Consider the following 16,152-nt stretch of genomic DNA (forward strand, 5'->3'; position numbering starts at 1 on the left):
GCGGCAGCCGCGGGCGGCGCGCACGGCCCGGCGCCCCGGCGTCACCTGCCCGCGCCCTCGCTGCCGCCCTCGGCTTCGCCGGCCTGCCGTATCCGGAAGACCGGGTGCTTGGGCGCTATCGCCCGCAGCTCCTCATCGGTGGAATCCGGACCGACGCCGCCGAAGAAGACGCCCACCTCGGCCTTCCAGCGCTTGAGGTAGCCGCGCAGTATCGGCGTCTTGTCGTCGTCGGAGATCTCCACCGCGGTGAACTCCTCGACCTTCTTCCCCAGGTGCAGCTGCCCGCCGCCGGCCGCCCGCATGTTGTGCGTCCACTGGACGTGGCCGCGGGGGGCCACCAGATAGCGCTCGCCGTCCAGCGTCAGGACGTTGACCGGGGTGGTGCGCCACTCCCCGCTCTTGCGGCCGCGGACCGCCAGCACCCGCGAGCCCCAGACGCTGACGCCGCGGCGGGTCAGGAAGGCGACGGTGCGGTTGAGGACGTTGACGGTGAACCAGCCGGGCTTCTGAACGTGCTGGACCTGCTCGGACATGACGGCCTCTCCAGTTTCTGTGAGCGGTGCTCTCGCTTGAGAACAGTGTGCCTTCCTTTCCTGCCCAAAAGCAAGAGCACCGCTCTCTATTTTTTTCGGGGCTCTCGTTCTTGGTCATTGCTCTTAGTGATGGCACACTGGGGCCATGGGTGCGATCAGAGGAGCCAGGGAACGGGCCAGAGCGGAGATCACCGCGGCCATCAAGGAGGAGGCGGCGCGGCAGTTGGGCACGCACGGACCCGCCGGGCTGTCGCTGCGCGCGGTCGCCCGCGAGCTGGGGATGGCGTCCTCCGCTCTCTACCGCTACTTCCCCAGCCGCGACGACCTGCTCACCGCTCTCATCATCGACGCCTACGACGCGGTCGGCGCGGCGGCGGAGCATGAGCTGGCGATGCTCGACCGGAGGCAGCCTGCCGCGCAACCGGTCGAGCGCTGGGTCGCGGTGTGCCGTGCGGCCCGCGACTGGGCGGTCGGCCATCCCCAGGAGTACGCCCTGATCTACGGCTCGCCGGTGCCCGGCTACTCGGCGCCGCAGGACACCGTGGGACCCGCCTCCCGGGTCGGCCTCGCCTTGGTGTCGGTGGTCCGGGACGCCCACACCGCCGGCCTGCTCGGCGAGCCCGCCGGCCGGCCGCTCGCCGGTCCGGTGCGCGCCGACGCGGGCCGGCTCGCCGCCGAGCTGGCCCCCGAGCTACCGATCCGGGTGATCGCCGCGCTGGTCGCCGCCTGGGCGCAGGTCTTCGGCATCGTCAGCTTCGAAGTCTTCGGGCAGTTCAACCGGGTCGTGGAGGCCCGCAGCGAGTTCTTCGAGCAGGCCGCGGTCGCGCTCGCCGCCCAGGTGGGGCTGCGGACGGACGGCGGCGCGCGGGACGGCGCGATAGCCGCGGGCGCCTCGGCGGGCTCGGCCGGCCGCGGCGCCGGCGGCGTACTCCCGGCGAAGTAGCCGCGCCGCCCCCGAGCAGCGGACGCGGGTGCCGAGGGTCGCGGTCTAGCGTGGACGCATGACGTACGAGGCGCAGCCGAAGCCGCCCCGGCGCGGGCACTTCCCCGCAGGCCGGGGCCATCACGGCAGGCCCTCGCTGTGGGTGCCGGCGCTGGCGCTGGCCTTCGTGCAGGTGGTCGGCTCCAGCCTGGCCGGGCGCCACCAGACCGTACGCCTCGACCTGGACTGGCTCGGCTATCTGCTGCTGCTCGCCGGCCCCGCGCTGCTGCTGCTCCGCCGCCGCAGGCCGGTCGAGGTGGCCGCGGGCACCGCCGTGGTGACGCTGCTCTACACCGTCCTCGGCTATCCCTACGGGCCGGTCTTCGCCAGCCTGGTGGTCGCCTTCTTCAGCGCGGTGGCCGCAGGGCACCGCAGAGCCGTGCTCGTCATCGCCGGCGCTGCCTTCGCCGCCCACGCGCTGGTCGGCGAGTGGCTCTACCGCTGGCTGCCGCCGTCCGGCGACAGCCGGACCTCATGGCAGGAGCTGTCGGGCGCCGCGGCCTGGCTGCTCGCCGTGCTGGCCGGGGCGGAGCTCTTCCGGGTGCGGCGCGAGCGCATCGCCAGGGAGCGGCGGGAGCGGGCAGAGGCGGAGCGGCGCCGGGTGGACGAGGAGCGGATGCGGATCGCCCGGGAGCTGCACGACGTGCTGGCGCACAGCATCTCGCTGATCAATGTGCAGGCCGGGGTCGCCCTCGCGCTGATCGACGAGCGGCCCGAGCAGGCCCGCACCGCGCTGACCACGATCAAGGCGGCGAGCAAGGAGGCGCTGGGGGAGGTGCGCCAGGTGCTCAGCACGCTGCGGGCACCCGGCGAGGCGCCCCGCGCGCCCGCCCCCGGACTCGACCGGCTGCCCGAACTGCTGGAGCAGGCCGCGGCCGCGGGCCTGCACGCCGAGGTGGGCGTCGAGGGCGAGCCGGTGCCGCTGCCCCCGGGTGCCGACCTGGCCGCCTTCCGTATCGTCCAGGAGGCGCTGACCAACATCGTGCGGCACTCCGGATCGCGCACCGCGCGGGTGGGCCTGGGTTACCTGCCCGGCCTCGTGCAGGTACAGGTCGACGACGACGGTCCCGCGGTGGCCGGCAGCGAGAGCGGCGGCGGCAACGGCCTGGTCGGTATGCGGGAGCGCGCCGCGGCGCTGGGCGGCACCGTCGAGACCGGCCGGCGCCCCGACGGCGGCTTCCGCGTCCTGGCCCGCCTCCCCCTCGGCGCCGCCGAGCCCCCCGTCCCCGAGCCCCCCGTCCCCGAGCACCCCGTCCCCGAGCCCCCCGTCCCCGAGCCCTCCGCCCCCGACGGCACGCCGACCGCCGGCCCGGCCCCGGCCCCTGGCACCCGCGCGGACACCGGCCCGAACGGGCCGCAGGCGGGACCCGCCGACCCCGCCGGACACACCGACCCCGCCGGAGAACGCGGCTCAGGGACCGGCCAGGAGCAGCAGACCACCGACCGGGAGGCCGGGATACCCGCCGGCGAGGAGCGCCCATGATCCGCGTTGTGCTGGCCGACGACCAGGTGCTGGTGCGGGCCGGCTTCCGGGCGCTGCTCGACGCGCAGAGCGACATCGAGGTCGTCGGCGAGGCCGCCGACGGGCAGCAGGCGCTGCACGCGGTGCGGGAACTGCACCCGGACGCCGTGCTGATGGACATCCGCATGCCGGTCATGGACGGGCTGGCCGCCACCCGCCGCATCACCGGGGACGCCGCGCTCGCGGGGGTGAAGGTGGTGGTGCTGACCACGTTCGAGCTGGACGAGTACGTCTTCGAGGCGATCCGCGCCGGCGCCTCCGGCTTCCTGGTCAAGGACACCGAACCGGCCGAGCTGCTGCGGGCGGTCCGCGCCGTGGTGGACGGCGACGCGCTGCTCTCGCCCGGCGTCACCCGCCGGCTGATCGCCGAGTTCGCCGCCCGCTCCAAGGAGCCGGCGGCGGTCGGCGCCCTCGACCAGCTCACCGACCGCGAACGCGAGGTGATGGCGCTGGTCGGCATCGGCCTGTCCAACGAGGAGATCGCCCGCCGCCTGGTGGTCAGCCCGCTCACCGCGAAGACGCACGTCAGCCGGGCCATGGTCAAACTGGGTGCCCGCGACCGCGCCCAACTGGTCGTCCTGGCCTACGAGTCCGGTCTGGTGCGCCCCGGTTGGCTGGGCTGACCCCGCCGCCCCGCCCGTACGGCCACCCGCACTCGAGGCCCGCCGACGAACCGCCGCCGGCCCGGCCCCGCACGATGAAGTGCGGAACCGGGCCGGCGGCGGACGGCGTACCCACACCCCCGCGGGCACGCCGTAGGTCAGTCGCGCCCGGCGCCCCGGCCGCGGGAACCGGAACCGGAACCCGAGGACGATGCGGAAGAGGACGAGGCCGAAGAGGACGATGCGGAAGACGACGCAGCCGCCACCTCACCGTCGCCCCGCGCGGCCCGCCGCGCCTCGTCCTCGGCCGAGGACGCGACGAGGATGCCGTAGGACGGCCGCCGCCTGCGCAGGCCCGACAAGGTGAGCAGCAGCCCGGCCACACCGATGCCGGTGACCACCCACAGCGCCGGCCGGTAGCTGTCCAGGACCGCCTGCTTCCCGCCGCCGGGTCCGCTGGTGTGCGCGGTGACCACCGCGGTGACGACGGCCAGGAAGATCGCCCCGCCGACCTGGAAGGAGGTGTTGAGCAGGCCGGAGACCATGCCCTGCTCCTCGTCCTTGACACCGTTGGTGGCCTGGATGTTGAGCGAGGGGAAGGCCAGGGCGAACGCCGCGCCGAGCAGCAGCATCGACGGGAGGATGACGGCCGCGTAGCTCGGGTGCAGGTCGATCCGCAGGAAGAGCGCGTATCCGGTGACCAGCGCCAGGAAGCCGGCGGCGATCACCCGCGGGGTGCCGAACCGGTCGACGATCGGCCCCATCCGGGTGGACAGGATGGCGACCAGCGAGCCGGCGGGCAGGAAGGCGAGCGCGGTCTGCATGGCGCTGTAACCGAGCACGTTCTGCAGGTACTGCGTGACCAGGAACTGGAAGGCCACGTAGGAGCCGAAGAAGGTCGCGGCGCCGAGATTCGCCCGGACCTGGTTGGACGAGCGCAGTACGCCGAGCCGGATGAGCGGGTGGGCCGACCGCAGCTCGGTCAGGACGAACGCGGTGAGCAGCACGGCGACACCGGCGAAGGAGCCGAGCGTACGGGCCGAGGCCCAGCCGGCGCTCTGGGCGGAGACCACGGTGAACACCAGCAGCAGCATCGATGCCGTGCCGCTGACGGCGCCCGGCAGGTCGTAGCCTCTGCCCTTCGTGTTCTCCCGCGGGGTCCTGGGAATCAGCTTGAGGCCGGCGATCAGCGCGATCAGCGCGACCGGCGCGGGCAGCAGCATCGTCCAGCGCCAGCCCGCCTCGGTCAGGAAGCCGGAGAGCACCAGGCCCATCGAGAAGCCGGTGGCGCCGCAGCTGGAGTAGATGGTCAGGGCGCGGTTGCGCACCGGACCCTCGGCGAAGGTGGTGGTGATGATCGACAGGCCGGCGGGCGCGGTGAAGGCGGCGCTCAGGCCCTTGATGAAGCGGGTGGCGATCAGCAGCGAGCCTGAGTCGACGAGGCCGCCGAGCAGCGAGGCGACGGCGAAGACGCCGAGTGCGACGAGGAAGACGCGGCGCCTGCCGAGCAGGTCGGCCGCCCGGCCGCCGAGCAGGAGCAGGCCGCCGTAACCGAGGATGTAGCCGCTGACGACCCACTGCAGGGAGTTGGTGGACAGGTGGAGGTCGTCGCCGATCGAGGGGAGCGCCACGCCGACCATCGACACGTCGAGTGCGTCGAGGAAGAGCGCGCCGCAGAGCACGAAGAGGGTGCCCCACTGCAGGGCACTCCAACGCTCTTCGGCCCGGGGGACGGTAGTTGACGGAGAGGTCATGCGCCGAACATTACATGCATGCGCATCAGATGCAAGCGCATTTAATGTCCGTGCATCGGGGTCCGTTTTCTGCTACCCTGCGGGCATGACCATGGACAAGGGTGAGCGGGCGCTGGAGCGCGAGTGGCGGGAGATCCTCGCCATCCACGCGCGCACCGCGTGCGAACTCGACCGTGAGCTGCATCAGTACGGGCTCTGTGCGAGCGACTTCGAGGTGCTCGACGTCCTCGCCGGCGACCCGGAGGACGGCGGCTGCACCTTCCGCGTGCAGGAGCTGGCCGACCGCGTGCATCTGAGCCAGAGCGCGCTGTCCCGGCTGGTCGCCAGGCTGGAGAAGGAAGGCCTCGTCAACCGGGGCATCTGCAGCGAGGACCGGCGCGGCGTGTACGTGGGGATCACCGACGACGGCCGGCGCCGCTACGAGCAGGCCCGCCCCGGCCACCGTGCCGTGCTGGAGCGGATGCTCGTCAAGCCCGCCCAGGTCTGACCCGCTCCCGCGGACGGCAGGCGGGAGCGACGTAATGCGGGGCGCGGCTCAGGTGTGCCGGGCCGCGGAGCCGGTGGCCGTGCCGCCCGACGCGGTGGCGCGGCGGCGGGCGATCCTGGCCGCGCAGCCGAGCAGCACGGCGTTGATGACGGCCGAGACAAGTGCCGAGGCCACCGCCAGCGTCCAGCCCGTCCAGCCGAAGGCCGTCGTCCGGACGTCCAGTCCGCCGGCGGTCGCGGCGAGCGACCACAGCAGCGGCGTCCAGGGCAGTGTCACCACCAGCAGCAGGAACGCGATGGGCGAGGCGTGCCGGTGCGAGACCAGCGCGGTGTCCAGGAGCAGCAGCACCGTCGCGATGCCGACCACCAGCAGGTAGATCCGGGACACCCGCTCCCTGTGCACCGGGCGGGTGGCGTTGATCAGCCAGGTCGGTATGCGCATCGCTCCTCCTCGGGCGTGACGCGGGGAGCGGACCCCCGCGGCGGCCCCCAGCATCCCCCAGCCCGGCGATTCCGGCGCCTGTGATGTACGTCAAGCATCGTGCGGCCGCACCTTGAGCGGCCCGCGCGGTGCCGCCTCAGGCGGTGCGGCCGCTGTTGCGTACCGCGTACGCGATGCCGGCCGCGACCGCGGCCAGCGCCGCCACCGTGGTCAGCGCGATCGGCAGCCCCGCGGCGTCGGTGAGGAAGCCGATCGAGGGCGGGCCGAGCAGCATGCCCCCGTAGCCGAAGGTGGAGGCGGCGGCCACGCCGCTGGGGCCGGTCAGCGCGCCGGCCCTGGCCATGGCGGTCGGGAAGCTGTTGGCCAGGCCGAGGCCGGTGAGCGCGAAGCCCACGATGACCAGCGGGATCACCGGTGCCAGGGCGCCGAGCAGCATGCCGCCGGCCGCGGTGAGCCCGCCGAACACCAGGACCCGGGTCTGGCCGAGGCGTTCCAGCAGTGCGGTGCCCGACAGCCGGCCCAGCGTCATGGCCGCCGCGACCGCCGCGTATCCGGCCGCCGCGATCCCCGGGCCGCCGTGCAGGTCCTGCTGGATGTGCAGCGGTCCCCACTCGGCGAGCGCGCCCTCGCCGTAGGACGAGCAGGTCGCGATCAGCCCGAAGACGGCGACCAGCAGGGTGGTGCGCCGCGGGCTCGTGGTCCCGGAGGCGGCCGCCCCGGCCGTGTCGACGGCTTCCGGCTGTCCCTCGATCGGGTGGGCCAGCAGGACCCGTCCCACGAACGCGACGGTGATCAGGCCGAGCACGGTGAGCAGCAGCAGGTGGTTGGCCGGCGACAGGTGCGGCGCCAGCAGTCCGCCCAGGCCTGCGCCGACGAGGCTGCCGCAGCTGTAGGCGGCGTGGAAGCTGGACATCACCGGGCGGCGCAGCGCCGCGACCAGTTCGACGGCGGCGCTGTTCATGGCGACGTTCAGACCGCCGTACGATACGCCGAACACCAGCAGGACCAGGCCGAGTGCGAGTGCCGAGTGCGTTCGGGGCGGCAGGGCGATGCTCAGCGACATCACCACGCCCATGGCCACGGTGACCCGGTCGCTGCCGAACCGGCGGCAGAGCCGTCCGGTCAGCATCATCGTCGCCACCGCGCCCGCGGACACGCCGAGCAGAGCCAGGCCCAGCTGGCCGGCGGAGGCGCCGACCTGGGCCTTGATGGCGGGGATGCGTACCACCCAGCCGGCGAAGAGGAAGCCGTCGACAGCGAAGAAGACGGTCAGGGCGATGCGCAGGCGGCGCAGGACAGGGCTGGTTGCGTGAGCTTGGCGGGATCGGCCCAGGGTCGTCCCTATTTTGTTTACCGTCGGCACAAAGTCAGAATAGGGGGGTGACACAGATTCGGACAAGGCTTGAGCGAGGCCGCGGTGCACTCGGTCCCGCGCTCTCCCTCGTGCACACCGGCCGCGCGGCGACCCGCGCACTGCTGACCGCCGAGCTGGGGGTGACCCGCGCGACGGCGGGCGCGGTCGCCGCGGAGCTGGAGGCGCTGGGGCTGATCCGGGTGGACACCCGGCCCAGCGGTCCCTCCGGCGCGCAGGGCCGCCCCTCGCACCGGCTCGACGTGGCTCCGCAAGGGCCGGTCGTGCTGGCCGCGCAGGTGCACGCGGACGGCTTCAGGGCCGCGCTGGTGGGCCTGGGCGGGGAGATCGTGGCCACCGCGCCCGGCAGCATGACCGTGCCGGCCGACCCGGCGCACGTGCTCGGCGCGGTCGTCGAGGCGGGCGCGGGGCTGCTGCGCGGCTCCGGGCGGATCTGCCTCGGCGCGGGCCTGGCGGTGCCCTCCGCGGTCGCGGAGCCCGAGGGCACCGCACTCAACCCGCTGCACCTGGCCTGGCCCGCGGGCGCCCCGGTGCGCGATGTCTTCGCGGGCCAGATCGCCCGGGTGGGCATCCTCGGCCCGGACGGCGAGCCGGTCGCGTCCTTCGTCGGCAACGACGTCAACGTCGCCGCGCTGGCCGAGCACCGGCACGGCGCCGGGCGCGGCGCGCAGGACCTGCTGGTCGTCGCCTCGGGCCACCGCGGCGTCGGCGGCGCGCTGGTGCTCGACGGCCGCCTGCACACCGGCAGTTCCGGGCTCGCCCTGGAGGTCGGCCACCTCACGGTGCAGCCCGACGGGCGCCCCTGCCACTGCGGCAGCCGCGGCTGCCTGGACGTCGAGGCGGACCCGCTGGCCTTCCTCGAAGCGGCGGGCCGGGTCCCCGGCCCCGAGGTGTCGCTGCTCGAACAGTGCCGCGACCTGCTCCGTGCGGAGTACGGCGACCCGGCCGTCAAGGCCGCGGCGCACACCCTGATCGACCGGCTGGGCCGCGGCCTGGCCGGCATGGTCAACGTCCTCAACCCGGACCGCATCCTGCTCGGCGGCCTGCACCGCCACCTGCTGGACGCCGACCCCGAGGCGCTGCGCGCGGTGGTGTCCGACCACAGCCTGTGGGGGCGCAGCGGCGGCGTGCCGGTGCTGGCCTGCGCGCTCGACCACAACAGCCTCGTCGGCGCGGCCGAGTTGGCGTGGCAGCCGGTGCTCGACGACCCGCTGGCCGCGCTCGGCGGCTGACGGGACGGGACGGGGCGGGGCGGCGCGTACTCCGCGGGGAGCAGGCCGGGTGCCGCTGGCCGTACGACGATTTCGGCGGCGGGAAGAGCCAGGCTCGGTGGTGTCGGGAGAACCCGGCACGACCGAGGAGATGACGGACATGAACACCCTGGCCTGGCACGACGGCGGCCCCGGCCCGTGGATCCTCTTCCTCCCGCTGATCTGGGTGTTCGCGGTGGCCGCCGTGATCACCGTGCTGCGCCGCACGGTGTGGCGCGGCCGCGGCGGACCGTGGCAGCAGATCAGGCCGGGGGCGACCGGCGAGCACAGCCCGATGGCGGTGCTCGGCCGGCGCTTCGCCGCCGGCGAGATCGACGAGGAGGAGTACTGGCGGCGGATGTCGGTGCTGGAGGAGCACTTCGCCCGCGACCCGCGCGGCCCCGGCGGCAGGAACGCGGCGCTGTGAGCGGCCTGACCGCAGGCCGCGCGGGTCGTGGTCCGGTCACCGGATGAGCTGCCCGGCCCGCAGTCTGCGTGCGGCGCTTCGGCGGGTGTTGCCGGGTGCGGCGGTCAGGCCGCGGCGGCGACGGCGACGGCGATCGTCTCGGGCACCGGCTCGGGCTCGGGCAGCGCGCGGTCGAACGGCATCGCGGTCCGCAGCGGGACCAGGGTCGGCACGGCGAGCGGGGTGCGCAGGACGAACCACACGACCTTGCCGGCGTCCTCGGGCAGCAGGTCGGTGCCCCAGCTGTCGCTCATCGCCTCGACCATCGTCAGACCGCGCCCGGTGGTGGCCATCGGCTCCACCGGCCGCAGCTGCGGCAGCCGCGGGTCGTTGTCGGTGACGGCCACGGTGAGGCGGTCGTCGGCGAGCGTCAGCCGTACACCGCACTTCTTGTCCGGCCTGGCGTGCCGGTGCACGTTCGCCAGCAGCTCGCTGGTGGCACCCGACGCGGGCTCGATCAGCGGATCGAGTCGCCAGTAGCGCAGCTGTGCGGACACGATGCGGCGGATCTGCTGGATCCGGTACGGGTGCGCCTCGAGTTCGAGGGTGCACTCGCGTTCCGTTCGGTGGGTCGGGTCGGTCCTGTCGGTCTTGTCGGCTTGCATGATCACGGCTGCGACTCCCTCCGCGGCTGGGCAGGGCCCCGCACATGCGAGGGTCCGGCGTTTCGCCGCTCCGATGGGAACACCTGAGCGAAAATGCGTAGAGTGACCGCTACGGCACTCCGTGATGCGATATCAGCGTCACCCGATGTGAGGAATCCCGCAACTCGTCGGGTAGGACGCCTCCGACCAGGCCTTTCCGCGTCAGGGCCGGGTCGAAGCGGAATGCCGGGCCGTCCGGCCGCACCGCCGACCGGCGGGTTCCTTACTCCGGAGCGACATCGTCGGGGCCGGTCCGCGCCAGGGCCGCCAGCGTGGTCAGCGCCCGGCGCAGCACCGGCGGCGGGGGAGAGGCGAGCCCGATGCGCACCGCGGCCGGCGTCCGGTGCGGCCCCACCGCGAAGGACGCGGCCGGGGTGACCGCGATGCCGTGCCTGGCCGCCGCGGCCACGAAGGTGTCCGCACGCCACGGTGCCGGCAGCTCCCACCAGCAGAAATACGATCCGGGGCCGGATGCCGTCGCCAGGCCGGCCAGGGCTTCCGCCGCGATCTGCTGCCGGTGGCGCGCGTCGGCCCGCTTGGCCGCGGCGATCGCGGTGGCGGTGCCGTCGGTCAGCCAACCGGTCACCGCCGCGAGGGCGTAGCCGGCCGCGGCCCAGCCGCCGGAGCGCAGGGCGGCCGTCACCGGCGCGGTGAGCCCGGCCGGTGTGACGGCGAAGCCCGCGGTCAGGCCGGGCGCGAGCCGCTTGGAGGTGCTGTCCGCCAGGATCACCCGCTCCGGTGCGTACGCCGCAAGCGGTGGCGGCGCGTCCTCGCGCAGGAAGGACCAGATCGCGTCCTCGACAGCGGTGAGCCCGGTCTCCCGCAGGACGGCGGCCAGTTCGGCCCGTCGGCGGTCCGGCATGGTGACGCCCAGCGGATTGTGCAGCGTCGGCTGGACGTACACCCCGCCCAGCGGCGCCGCCCGGTGTGCGGCGGCCAGCGCGCCCGGCAGCAGGCCTTCGCCGTCGCACTCCAGCGGCACGAGGGTGACGCCCAGCCGGGCCGCGACCGCCTTGACCACCGGGTACGTCAGCGCCTCGACGCCCAGCCGGCCGCCGGGCCGCACCAGCGCGGCAACGGCGGCGGCGATGGCCTGCCTGCCGTTGCCCGCGAAGAGCACCCCGTCGGGCTCCGGCGCCCAACCGGGCCTGCCCAGCACCCCGGCGACCGCGGCGCGCGCCGCCGGGGTGCCCGCCGCGCCGGTCGGGCGCAGCGCGGCGGCCAGCACGTCGGGCCGTGCCAGCCGGGTCAGTCCGGCGGCCAGCAGCTCCGACTGTCCTGCGGTGACGGGGTAGTTCAGCTCCAGGTCCACCCGGGCCGCCGCGGGCTCCGCGAGCGCCGGGTCCGCCGCGGGAGCCGCGGCGCGCACGAAGGTGCCGCGGCCCACCTCGCCGGTGACCAGGCCGCGGCGGGCGAGTTCGGCGTAGACCCGGCTCGCCGTCGACTCGGCGACGCCGTGCCGCCGCGCGAACGCCCGCTGCGTCGGCAGCCGGTCGCCGGGCCGCAGCCGCCCCGCGGCGATCTGCGCCGCCACCGCGTCGGCGGCCTGCCGGAAGTCCCGCGCCATGTCCACGCCCCCGCTGTGAGGTCCACGTCCCGCGCCACCCTATTGCACCGAGATCAAATCAAGCCATTGCCCGCGCAAATGCCCCGCGCATAGCATCGGGACATCGGCCTGAAGAGGGGAAACCGCAGGTGAGCAGCGCTTTCATCAACGGCATCACCATGACCTACGACGACACCGGTGCCGGCGGCGGCACCGCCCTGCTGCTCGTGCACGGGCACCCCTTCGACCGCACCATGTGGCGCCCGCAGCAGGACGCGGCGCCCGGCCACCGGGTCGTCACCCCCGACCTGCGCGGCTACGGCGCCACCCAGGTCGTCCCCGGCGTGACACCGCTGAGCACCTTCGCCCACGACCTCGCAGGACTGCTCGACCACCTCGGGGAGCGGCGGGCCGTGCTGTGCGGGCTGTCGATGGGCGGTCAGATCGTCCTGGAGTTCCACCGGCTCTTCCCCGAGCGGGTCGCCGGGCTCGTCCTCGCCGACACCTTCGCGCAGGGCGAGACCGACCAGGGCAGGAAGGAACGCAACGAGCGCGCCGACCGGTTGCTGCGGGAGGGCATGTCCGGCTACGCCCACGAGGTGCTGGACTCGATGGTGGCGCCGGCGACCGTCGTGAACCTGCCCGACGTGGCCGGGCACGTGCTCGGCATGATGCTCGCCGCCCCGCCCGAGGGCGCCGCCGCCGCGCTGCGCGGCCGGGCGGAACGCCCCGACTACACCGCGATGCTGCCCGCGGTCGCCGTGCCCACCCTGGTCGTGGTCGGCAGGGACGACGTCTTCACCCCCGTCGCCGACGCCGAGTTCCTCCACCGGCGCATCCCCGGTGCGCGGCTGGCCGTCGTCGAGGGCGCCGGGCACCTGCCCAACCTGGAGCGCCCCGCCGCCTTCAACGACGCTCTCGCGGGCCTGCTCGCGGCCGTGGCGCAGAGCGCGGGGACGCCCAGGATGTGACGGAATTCTGACGTCGTGGAACCGGCCCTGGCCAGATGGCCGCCGGCGTGCTCGAATCGATCCATGGACGACCGAACGCCGCCGGTGAGGGCACCGGAAGACCCCCCGATCCCCGAGCCGTCGGAAGCGGGCCGCGGCACCCCCGTCGGCCGGCGGGTCGTGCTCGGCATGCTCGGCCTGGGCGCGGTCGGCGTGGCCGTCGGCGGCGCCGTGCAGGACCGGCTGGACTCCGTTCTGGCCTCGGTCAGCGCCAAGGACCCTACGGGCGTGACCGGACTGCTGCCCGGCGGCGGCGGATTCCGCTTCTACTCGGTGTCCGACTCCATCCCGCACCGCGGCGAGAGCGACTACCGGCTGACCGTCGGCGGCCTGGTCGAGCGGCCCGCCGGCTACCGGCTCGCCGACCTGCGCGCCCTTCCGCAGACCCGGCTGGTCCGCGACGTGCAGTGCGTCACCGGCTGGCGGGTGCCGAAGACCGCCTTCTCCGGGGTGCGGCTGTCCACGCTGCTGGACGCGGCCGGGGTGAAGTCCGGCGGCACCGCCATCCGCTTCAACTGCTTCGACGGCGTCTACACCGAGAGCCTGACCCTCGAACAGGCCCGCCGCGCCGACATCCTGGTCGCGCTCACCATGAACGACAAGCCGGTCACCGCCGCCCACGGCGGTCCCGTCCGGCTCTATGCGGCGCCCATGTACTTCTACAAGTCCGCGAAATGGCTGTCCGGCATCACCGTGACCGAGGACGTCCAGCCCGGCTACTGGGAGCACTACGGCTACGACGTCGACGCGTGGGTCGGCAAGTCGAACGGCCGTGGTGATGACCCCACTTCGTGACACCGCGGTGGCGGCCAGGCTGCGCCGCTTCACCCCCGCGGAGACCTGGGTGCACCGCTCGGTGACCTGGCTGCTGGGCATCTGCGTCCTGACCGGCGGCTGCCTGTACTTCCCGCCGCTGGCCGAGATCGTCGGCCGCCGCAGGACCGTGGTCACCCTGCACGAGTACTCCGGGATCGCCGTGCCCGTGCCGGTGCTGCTCGGCCTGCTCTCCCGCGCCTTCCGCCGCGACCTGGGCCGGCTCGGCCGCTTCTTCCCGCACGACTGGCGCTGGCTGGGCACCGCCCTGCGCCGCAGGCGGCGGGAGCCGAGCCTGGCGGGGAAGTTCAACGCCGGCCAGAAGCTCTACGCCGCCTTCGCCACGGGCGCGCTGCTGATCATGGCGGGCACCGGGGTCCTCATGTGGTTCCCCCGGCTGGCGCCGCTGGTGTGGCGCACCGGGTCGACCTTCGTGCACGACTGGCTGGCGCTGGCCTTCGTCGCGGTCATCGCCGGGCACGTGTGGTTCGCGAGCATCGACCCCGAGGCGCGGCGCGGGCTGCGCACGGGCTACGTACCGCGGTGGTGGGCGCGCGAGGAGCACCCGCTGTGGCGGCCGGAGGCGCCGCAGGACCCGCCGGCGGAAGGCCCCTGACGGGACGTCGGCATCCGCAGGGAGCCGGCACCGTCCCCCCACGGCTCCGCGGCAGTTCTGTTACGGCCAGGACACCCGGCGGTCGCCCCGGCGACACCGGGGTTTCGCGGCCCGCACCTAGCTTCGCGGTATGACGACGTCTCAGACGGCCCCGGCGCCGCAGGAGGCCGCGACCCCGGCGGCGCCCGCCGCCGCACCGGCGACCAGGCCGGAGGCGTACCGGCCGCGCCGCCGGCCGCGGCTGCTGGGCGGCGGACCGCGCCGGCTCGCCGCCCGTACGGTGGCGGCCCTGCTGGCCCTCGGCGCGCTGTGCGCGGTCGCCGTGGCGGGCGCGGTCGGCGTACGGGGCGACACCGCGCGGCTGCACACCACCGTCGCCGAGCGTGCCGCGGTGGCCGCGCAGCTGCGCTTCGCGCTCGCCGACCTCGACGCGCAGCGCGCCGACACCCTCGCGCCCGGCCGCTCCGCGAGCGACCTGGACGTCATCGTCGGCAACCAGCTCAACGCCCTGATCACCGCGCAGCAGCGCCGCAGCCAGGTCAGCGACCTGCTGCGGCAGCTCGGCGCGGACCGCGGCCAGGGGCAGGCGGTCGCTGACCTGCTCAACGGCCTCGGCCGCTACGACGACCTCAGCGGCCGCGCCGCCTACGTCGCCGAGCAGGACCCCGACCCCGTCGCGGGCCACCCGCCGCGCTTCGCGGTGGCCATGAACGTGCAGGCCGGCAACGTCATGCGCGACCAGCTGCTGCCCGCGGCCGACGCGCTGTCCGCGGCCTACCAGCGGCAGGCCGACGACCAGCGGGCCGCCGCCCACGACGCCGCCGTCCGCTGGGGCCTGGTGCTCTGGGCGCTGGGCCTGGCCGTGATCGCGGTGCTGCTGTGGTGGCAGTGGGAGATGGCGCGGGACTACCGCAGGCGGTTCAACCCGGCCCTGCTGGTCGCGACCGCCGCGGCACTGGCCGTCACCCTCGCCGGCGGCCTCGCGCTGACCGCCACCGCGGACGCCGTGAACGCCGCGGGCGAGCAGGGGCTGCGGCCCTGGACCAGGCTCGCCGAGGCCCGCGCGGTCGCCGCACAGGCGGCCGCCACCGAGAGCCGCTGGTTCGTCCACGACTCGGCCTTCGGCGCCGCCGACCAGAAGCAGTTCGACGGCCTGGTCAAGCGCCTCGACACCCTGCTGGCGCCGGCCGGCTACGCCACCGGCGCCGAGCGCCCCGCCTACCAGGACGTGCTGGCCCGCTACGGCCACTTCCGCGCCGACGACGACAGGCTGCGCGCGCTGAAGCGGTCCGGCGACACCGAGCAGGCGGCGGCGGTGCTCACCGAGGTCGGCCGCGGCGACGTGGCCTTCGACTTCTGGGACTTCGCGACCACGCTGGACGCTCTCGCGGGCCGGCAGCTGGACGACTTCTCCGCCCATGCCGGCGACGCCCGGCACTCCCTCGACGGCTGGCCCGAGGTGCCCGCGGGCGCGCTCGGCCTGGCGGCGGTGCTGGTGCTGGTCGGCGTGCGGCGCCGGTTCGCCGAATACCGCTGAGGCAGGCCCGCGGCGCCCGGTCCCGGCCGATCGGCCGGGACCGTACTTGTCGATTCCGGTCCTGTGCGGGTAGAAGTGACAGGAGTATCGATTCGCCGGTTGGGGGACCGCGTGCAGCTTGCCCGCCCCGGCCTTGCCTGGACGAGACGAGAGCACAGAGTGACCACCGAACCATCACCCGCGGCCGAGGAGCCGTCGCTGCCCGACGACGTGTGGGAGCAGTTCGCCAACGACTCGGAGCGTGCGATACGGGTCAGCGCGCCCAAGGAGCCGTCGGCCCGGGCCAGGATCGTCGCCCGCCGGCTGCGCGAGGAGGACGAGCGGGCCGCCGAGGCGGAGCCGCGCCGCTGGCGCCGCCGCCCCCAGCCGCCGCACACCCCCTCGCAGGCCGCCGCCGCGTGGCGTCCCGACAGCCCTCCGCAGAAGCCGCCGATGTCGCCCTCGATACGCAGGCTGCGCGCGCTGGCGGGCATCGTCCTGGTCGCCGCGGTGGTCCTGGTCCTGCTCTCACCCGACCGCGCCTGGTCCTGGATATCCGGCTGATCCGGCGGGGCCGTGGCTGACCCGCCACGGCCCC

General features: G+C 74.7%; 17 protein-coding genes. 11 read left to right on the forward strand and 6 right to left on the reverse strand.

Annotated elements, in window-relative coordinates:
- Window positions 1–41: 41 nt before the first annotated feature.
- Complete coding sequence (locus NFU81_RS08965; protein WP_251487115.1) at window positions 42–533, reverse strand: nitroreductase family deazaflavin-dependent oxidoreductase; 492 nt, start codon at window positions 531–533, stop codon at window positions 42–44.
- A gap of 145 nt (window positions 534–678) precedes the next feature.
- On the opposite strand from NFU81_RS08965, the gene NFU81_RS08970 reads away from it, so the two are divergent.
- From NFU81_RS08970 to NFU81_RS08980, 3 genes are read left to right on the forward strand one after another with little or no spacing between them, the layout of a single operon-like run.
- Complete coding sequence (locus NFU81_RS08970; RefSeq protein WP_251487118.1) at window positions 679–1,476, forward strand: TetR/AcrR family transcriptional regulator; 798 nt, start codon at window positions 679–681, stop codon at window positions 1,474–1,476.
- Window positions 1,477–1,534: 58 nt separating this feature from the next.
- Window positions 1,535–2,998, forward strand: coding sequence for a sensor histidine kinase (locus NFU81_RS08975; RefSeq protein ID WP_251487120.1), 1,464 nt, complete (start codon window positions 1,535–1,537; stop codon window positions 2,996–2,998).
- Window positions 2,995–3,660, forward strand: coding sequence for a response regulator transcription factor (locus NFU81_RS08980; RefSeq protein ID WP_251487123.1), 666 nt, complete (start codon window positions 2,995–2,997; stop codon window positions 3,658–3,660). Before NFU81_RS08975 ends, NFU81_RS08980 begins: the two co-directional genes overlap by 4 nt.
- 137 nt (window positions 3,661–3,797) lie before the next feature.
- Here NFU81_RS08980 and NFU81_RS08985 read toward each other — a convergent pair whose 3' ends face one another.
- Window positions 3,798–5,393, reverse strand: coding sequence for an MFS transporter (locus NFU81_RS08985; protein ID WP_251487126.1), 1,596 nt, complete (start codon window positions 5,391–5,393; stop codon window positions 3,798–3,800).
- Window positions 5,394–5,478: 85 nt separating this feature from the next.
- Between NFU81_RS08985 and NFU81_RS08990 the strand changes: the two genes are divergently transcribed.
- Window positions 5,479–5,880 carry a MarR family winged helix-turn-helix transcriptional regulator gene (locus tag NFU81_RS08990; RefSeq protein WP_251487127.1) on the forward strand — a complete coding sequence of 134 codons (402 nt, stop codon included), beginning with the start codon at window positions 5,479–5,481 and terminating at the stop codon, window positions 5,878–5,880.
- 48 nt (window positions 5,881–5,928) lie between these two features.
- Here the strand turns inward: NFU81_RS08990 and NFU81_RS08995 are convergent, their stop codons facing one another.
- Both NFU81_RS08995 and NFU81_RS09000 read right to left on the reverse strand, forming a co-directional pair.
- On the reverse strand, window positions 5,929–6,321 hold the full coding sequence (locus NFU81_RS08995; protein ID WP_251487130.1) for an SCO4225 family membrane protein: 393 nt from the start codon (window positions 6,319–6,321) through the stop codon (window positions 5,929–5,931).
- Between the two features lie 136 nt (window positions 6,322–6,457).
- Window positions 6,458–7,684: an MFS transporter gene (locus NFU81_RS09000; protein WP_422665170.1), complete on the reverse strand. Its 1,227-nt coding sequence runs from the start codon at window positions 7,682–7,684 to the stop codon at window positions 6,458–6,460.
- A 17-nt stretch (window positions 7,685–7,701) separates the two neighbouring features.
- On the opposite strand from NFU81_RS09000, the gene NFU81_RS09005 reads away from it, so the two are divergent.
- Both NFU81_RS09005 and NFU81_RS09010 read left to right on the forward strand, forming a co-directional pair.
- A complete protein-coding gene (locus tag NFU81_RS09005; protein WP_251487132.1) occupies window positions 7,702–8,925 on the forward strand; it encodes an ROK family protein in 1,224 nt (407 codons plus the stop codon).
- Between the two features lie 139 nt (window positions 8,926–9,064).
- Window positions 9,065–9,370: an SHOCT domain-containing protein gene (locus tag NFU81_RS09010; RefSeq protein WP_251487134.1), complete on the forward strand. Its 306-nt coding sequence runs from the start codon at window positions 9,065–9,067 to the stop codon at window positions 9,368–9,370.
- Between the two features lie 104 nt (window positions 9,371–9,474).
- Here NFU81_RS09010 and NFU81_RS09015 read toward each other — a convergent pair whose 3' ends face one another.
- Together NFU81_RS09015 and NFU81_RS09020 are read right to left on the reverse strand one after the other, a co-directional pair.
- A complete protein-coding gene (locus NFU81_RS09015) occupies window positions 9,475–10,014 on the reverse strand; it encodes an ATP-binding protein (RefSeq protein ID WP_251487342.1) in 540 nt (179 codons plus the stop codon).
- Between the two features lie 262 nt (window positions 10,015–10,276).
- Window positions 10,277–11,620, reverse strand: coding sequence for an aminotransferase-like domain-containing protein (locus NFU81_RS09020; RefSeq protein ID WP_251487345.1), 1,344 nt, complete (start codon window positions 11,618–11,620; stop codon window positions 10,277–10,279).
- A 158-nt stretch (window positions 11,621–11,778) separates the two neighbouring features.
- Here NFU81_RS09020 and NFU81_RS09025 point away from each other — a divergent pair, with 158 nt between their 5' ends.
- From NFU81_RS09025 to NFU81_RS09045, 5 genes are all read left to right on the forward strand, one after another.
- Window positions 11,779–12,570, forward strand: coding sequence for an alpha/beta fold hydrolase (locus tag NFU81_RS09025; RefSeq protein WP_251487348.1), 792 nt, complete (start codon window positions 11,779–11,781; stop codon window positions 12,568–12,570).
- 63 nt (window positions 12,571–12,633) lie between these two features.
- Window positions 12,634–13,404, forward strand: coding sequence for a molybdopterin-dependent oxidoreductase (locus NFU81_RS09030; RefSeq protein WP_251487138.1), 771 nt, complete (start codon window positions 12,634–12,636; stop codon window positions 13,402–13,404).
- Complete coding sequence (locus NFU81_RS09035; RefSeq protein ID WP_251487140.1) at window positions 13,388–14,038, forward strand: cytochrome b/b6 domain-containing protein; 651 nt, start codon at window positions 13,388–13,390, stop codon at window positions 14,036–14,038. Before NFU81_RS09030 ends, NFU81_RS09035 begins: the two co-directional genes overlap by 17 nt.
- Before the next feature lie 130 nt (window positions 14,039–14,168).
- Window positions 14,169–15,575, forward strand: a complete 1,407-nt coding sequence (locus tag NFU81_RS09040; protein ID WP_251487143.1) for a hypothetical protein — start codon at window positions 14,169–14,171, stop codon at window positions 15,573–15,575.
- Window positions 15,576–15,734: 159 nt separating this feature from the next.
- Window positions 15,735–16,118, forward strand: a complete 384-nt coding sequence (locus tag NFU81_RS09045; RefSeq protein WP_251487146.1) for a hypothetical protein — start codon at window positions 15,735–15,737, stop codon at window positions 16,116–16,118.
- Window positions 16,119–16,152: the final 34 nt, after the last annotated feature.

This window comes from Actinacidiphila cocklensis, from assembly GCF_907177275.1.
Classification (GTDB): Bacteria; Actinomycetota; Actinomycetes; order Streptomycetales; family Streptomycetaceae; genus Actinacidiphila; species Actinacidiphila cocklensis.

What these genes read in the sequence shown, in the direction of transcription:
- NFU81_RS09040 (WP_251487143.1), top strand. Translation starts at nt 14,169, where the DNA reads ATGACGACGTCTCAGACGGCCCCGGCGCCGCAGGAGGCCGCGACCCCG.
- NFU81_RS09030 (WP_251487138.1), top strand. Translation starts at nt 12,634, where the DNA reads ATGGACGACCGAACGCCGCCGGTGAGGGCACCGGAAGACCCCCCGATC.
- NFU81_RS08970 (WP_251487118.1), top strand. Translation starts at nt 679, where the DNA reads ATGGGTGCGATCAGAGGAGCCAGGGAACGGGCCAGAGCGGAGATCACC.
- NFU81_RS09035 (WP_251487140.1), top strand. Translation starts at nt 13,388, where the DNA reads ATGACCCCACTTCGTGACACCGCGGTGGCGGCCAGGCTGCGCCGCTTC.
- NFU81_RS08975 (WP_251487120.1), top strand. Translation starts at nt 1,535, where the DNA reads ATGACGTACGAGGCGCAGCCGAAGCCGCCCCGGCGCGGGCACTTCCCC.
- NFU81_RS09025 (WP_251487348.1), top strand. Translation starts at nt 11,779, where the DNA reads ATGACCTACGACGACACCGGTGCCGGCGGCGGCACCGCCCTGCTGCTC.
- NFU81_RS08985 (WP_251487126.1), bottom strand. Translation starts at nt 5,393, where the DNA reads ATGACCTCTCCGTCAACTACCGTCCCCCGGGCCGAAGAGCGTTGGAGT.
- NFU81_RS09010 (WP_251487134.1), top strand. Translation starts at nt 9,065, where the DNA reads ATGAACACCCTGGCCTGGCACGACGGCGGCCCCGGCCCGTGGATCCTC.
- NFU81_RS08980 (WP_251487123.1), top strand. Translation starts at nt 2,995, where the DNA reads ATGATCCGCGTTGTGCTGGCCGACGACCAGGTGCTGGTGCGGGCCGGC.
- NFU81_RS08990 (WP_251487127.1), top strand. Translation starts at nt 5,479, where the DNA reads ATGACCATGGACAAGGGTGAGCGGGCGCTGGAGCGCGAGTGGCGGGAG.
- NFU81_RS09015 (WP_251487342.1), bottom strand. Translation starts at nt 10,014, where the DNA reads ATGCAAGCCGACAAGACCGACAGGACCGACCCGACCCACCGAACGGAA.
- NFU81_RS09020 (WP_251487345.1), bottom strand. Translation starts at nt 11,620, where the DNA reads ATGGCGCGGGACTTCCGGCAGGCCGCCGACGCGGTGGCGGCGCAGATC.
- NFU81_RS08995 (WP_251487130.1), bottom strand. Translation starts at nt 6,321, where the DNA reads ATGCGCATACCGACCTGGCTGATCAACGCCACCCGCCCGGTGCACAGG.
- NFU81_RS08965 (WP_251487115.1), bottom strand. Translation starts at nt 533, where the DNA reads ATGTCCGAGCAGGTCCAGCACGTTCAGAAGCCCGGCTGGTTCACCGTC.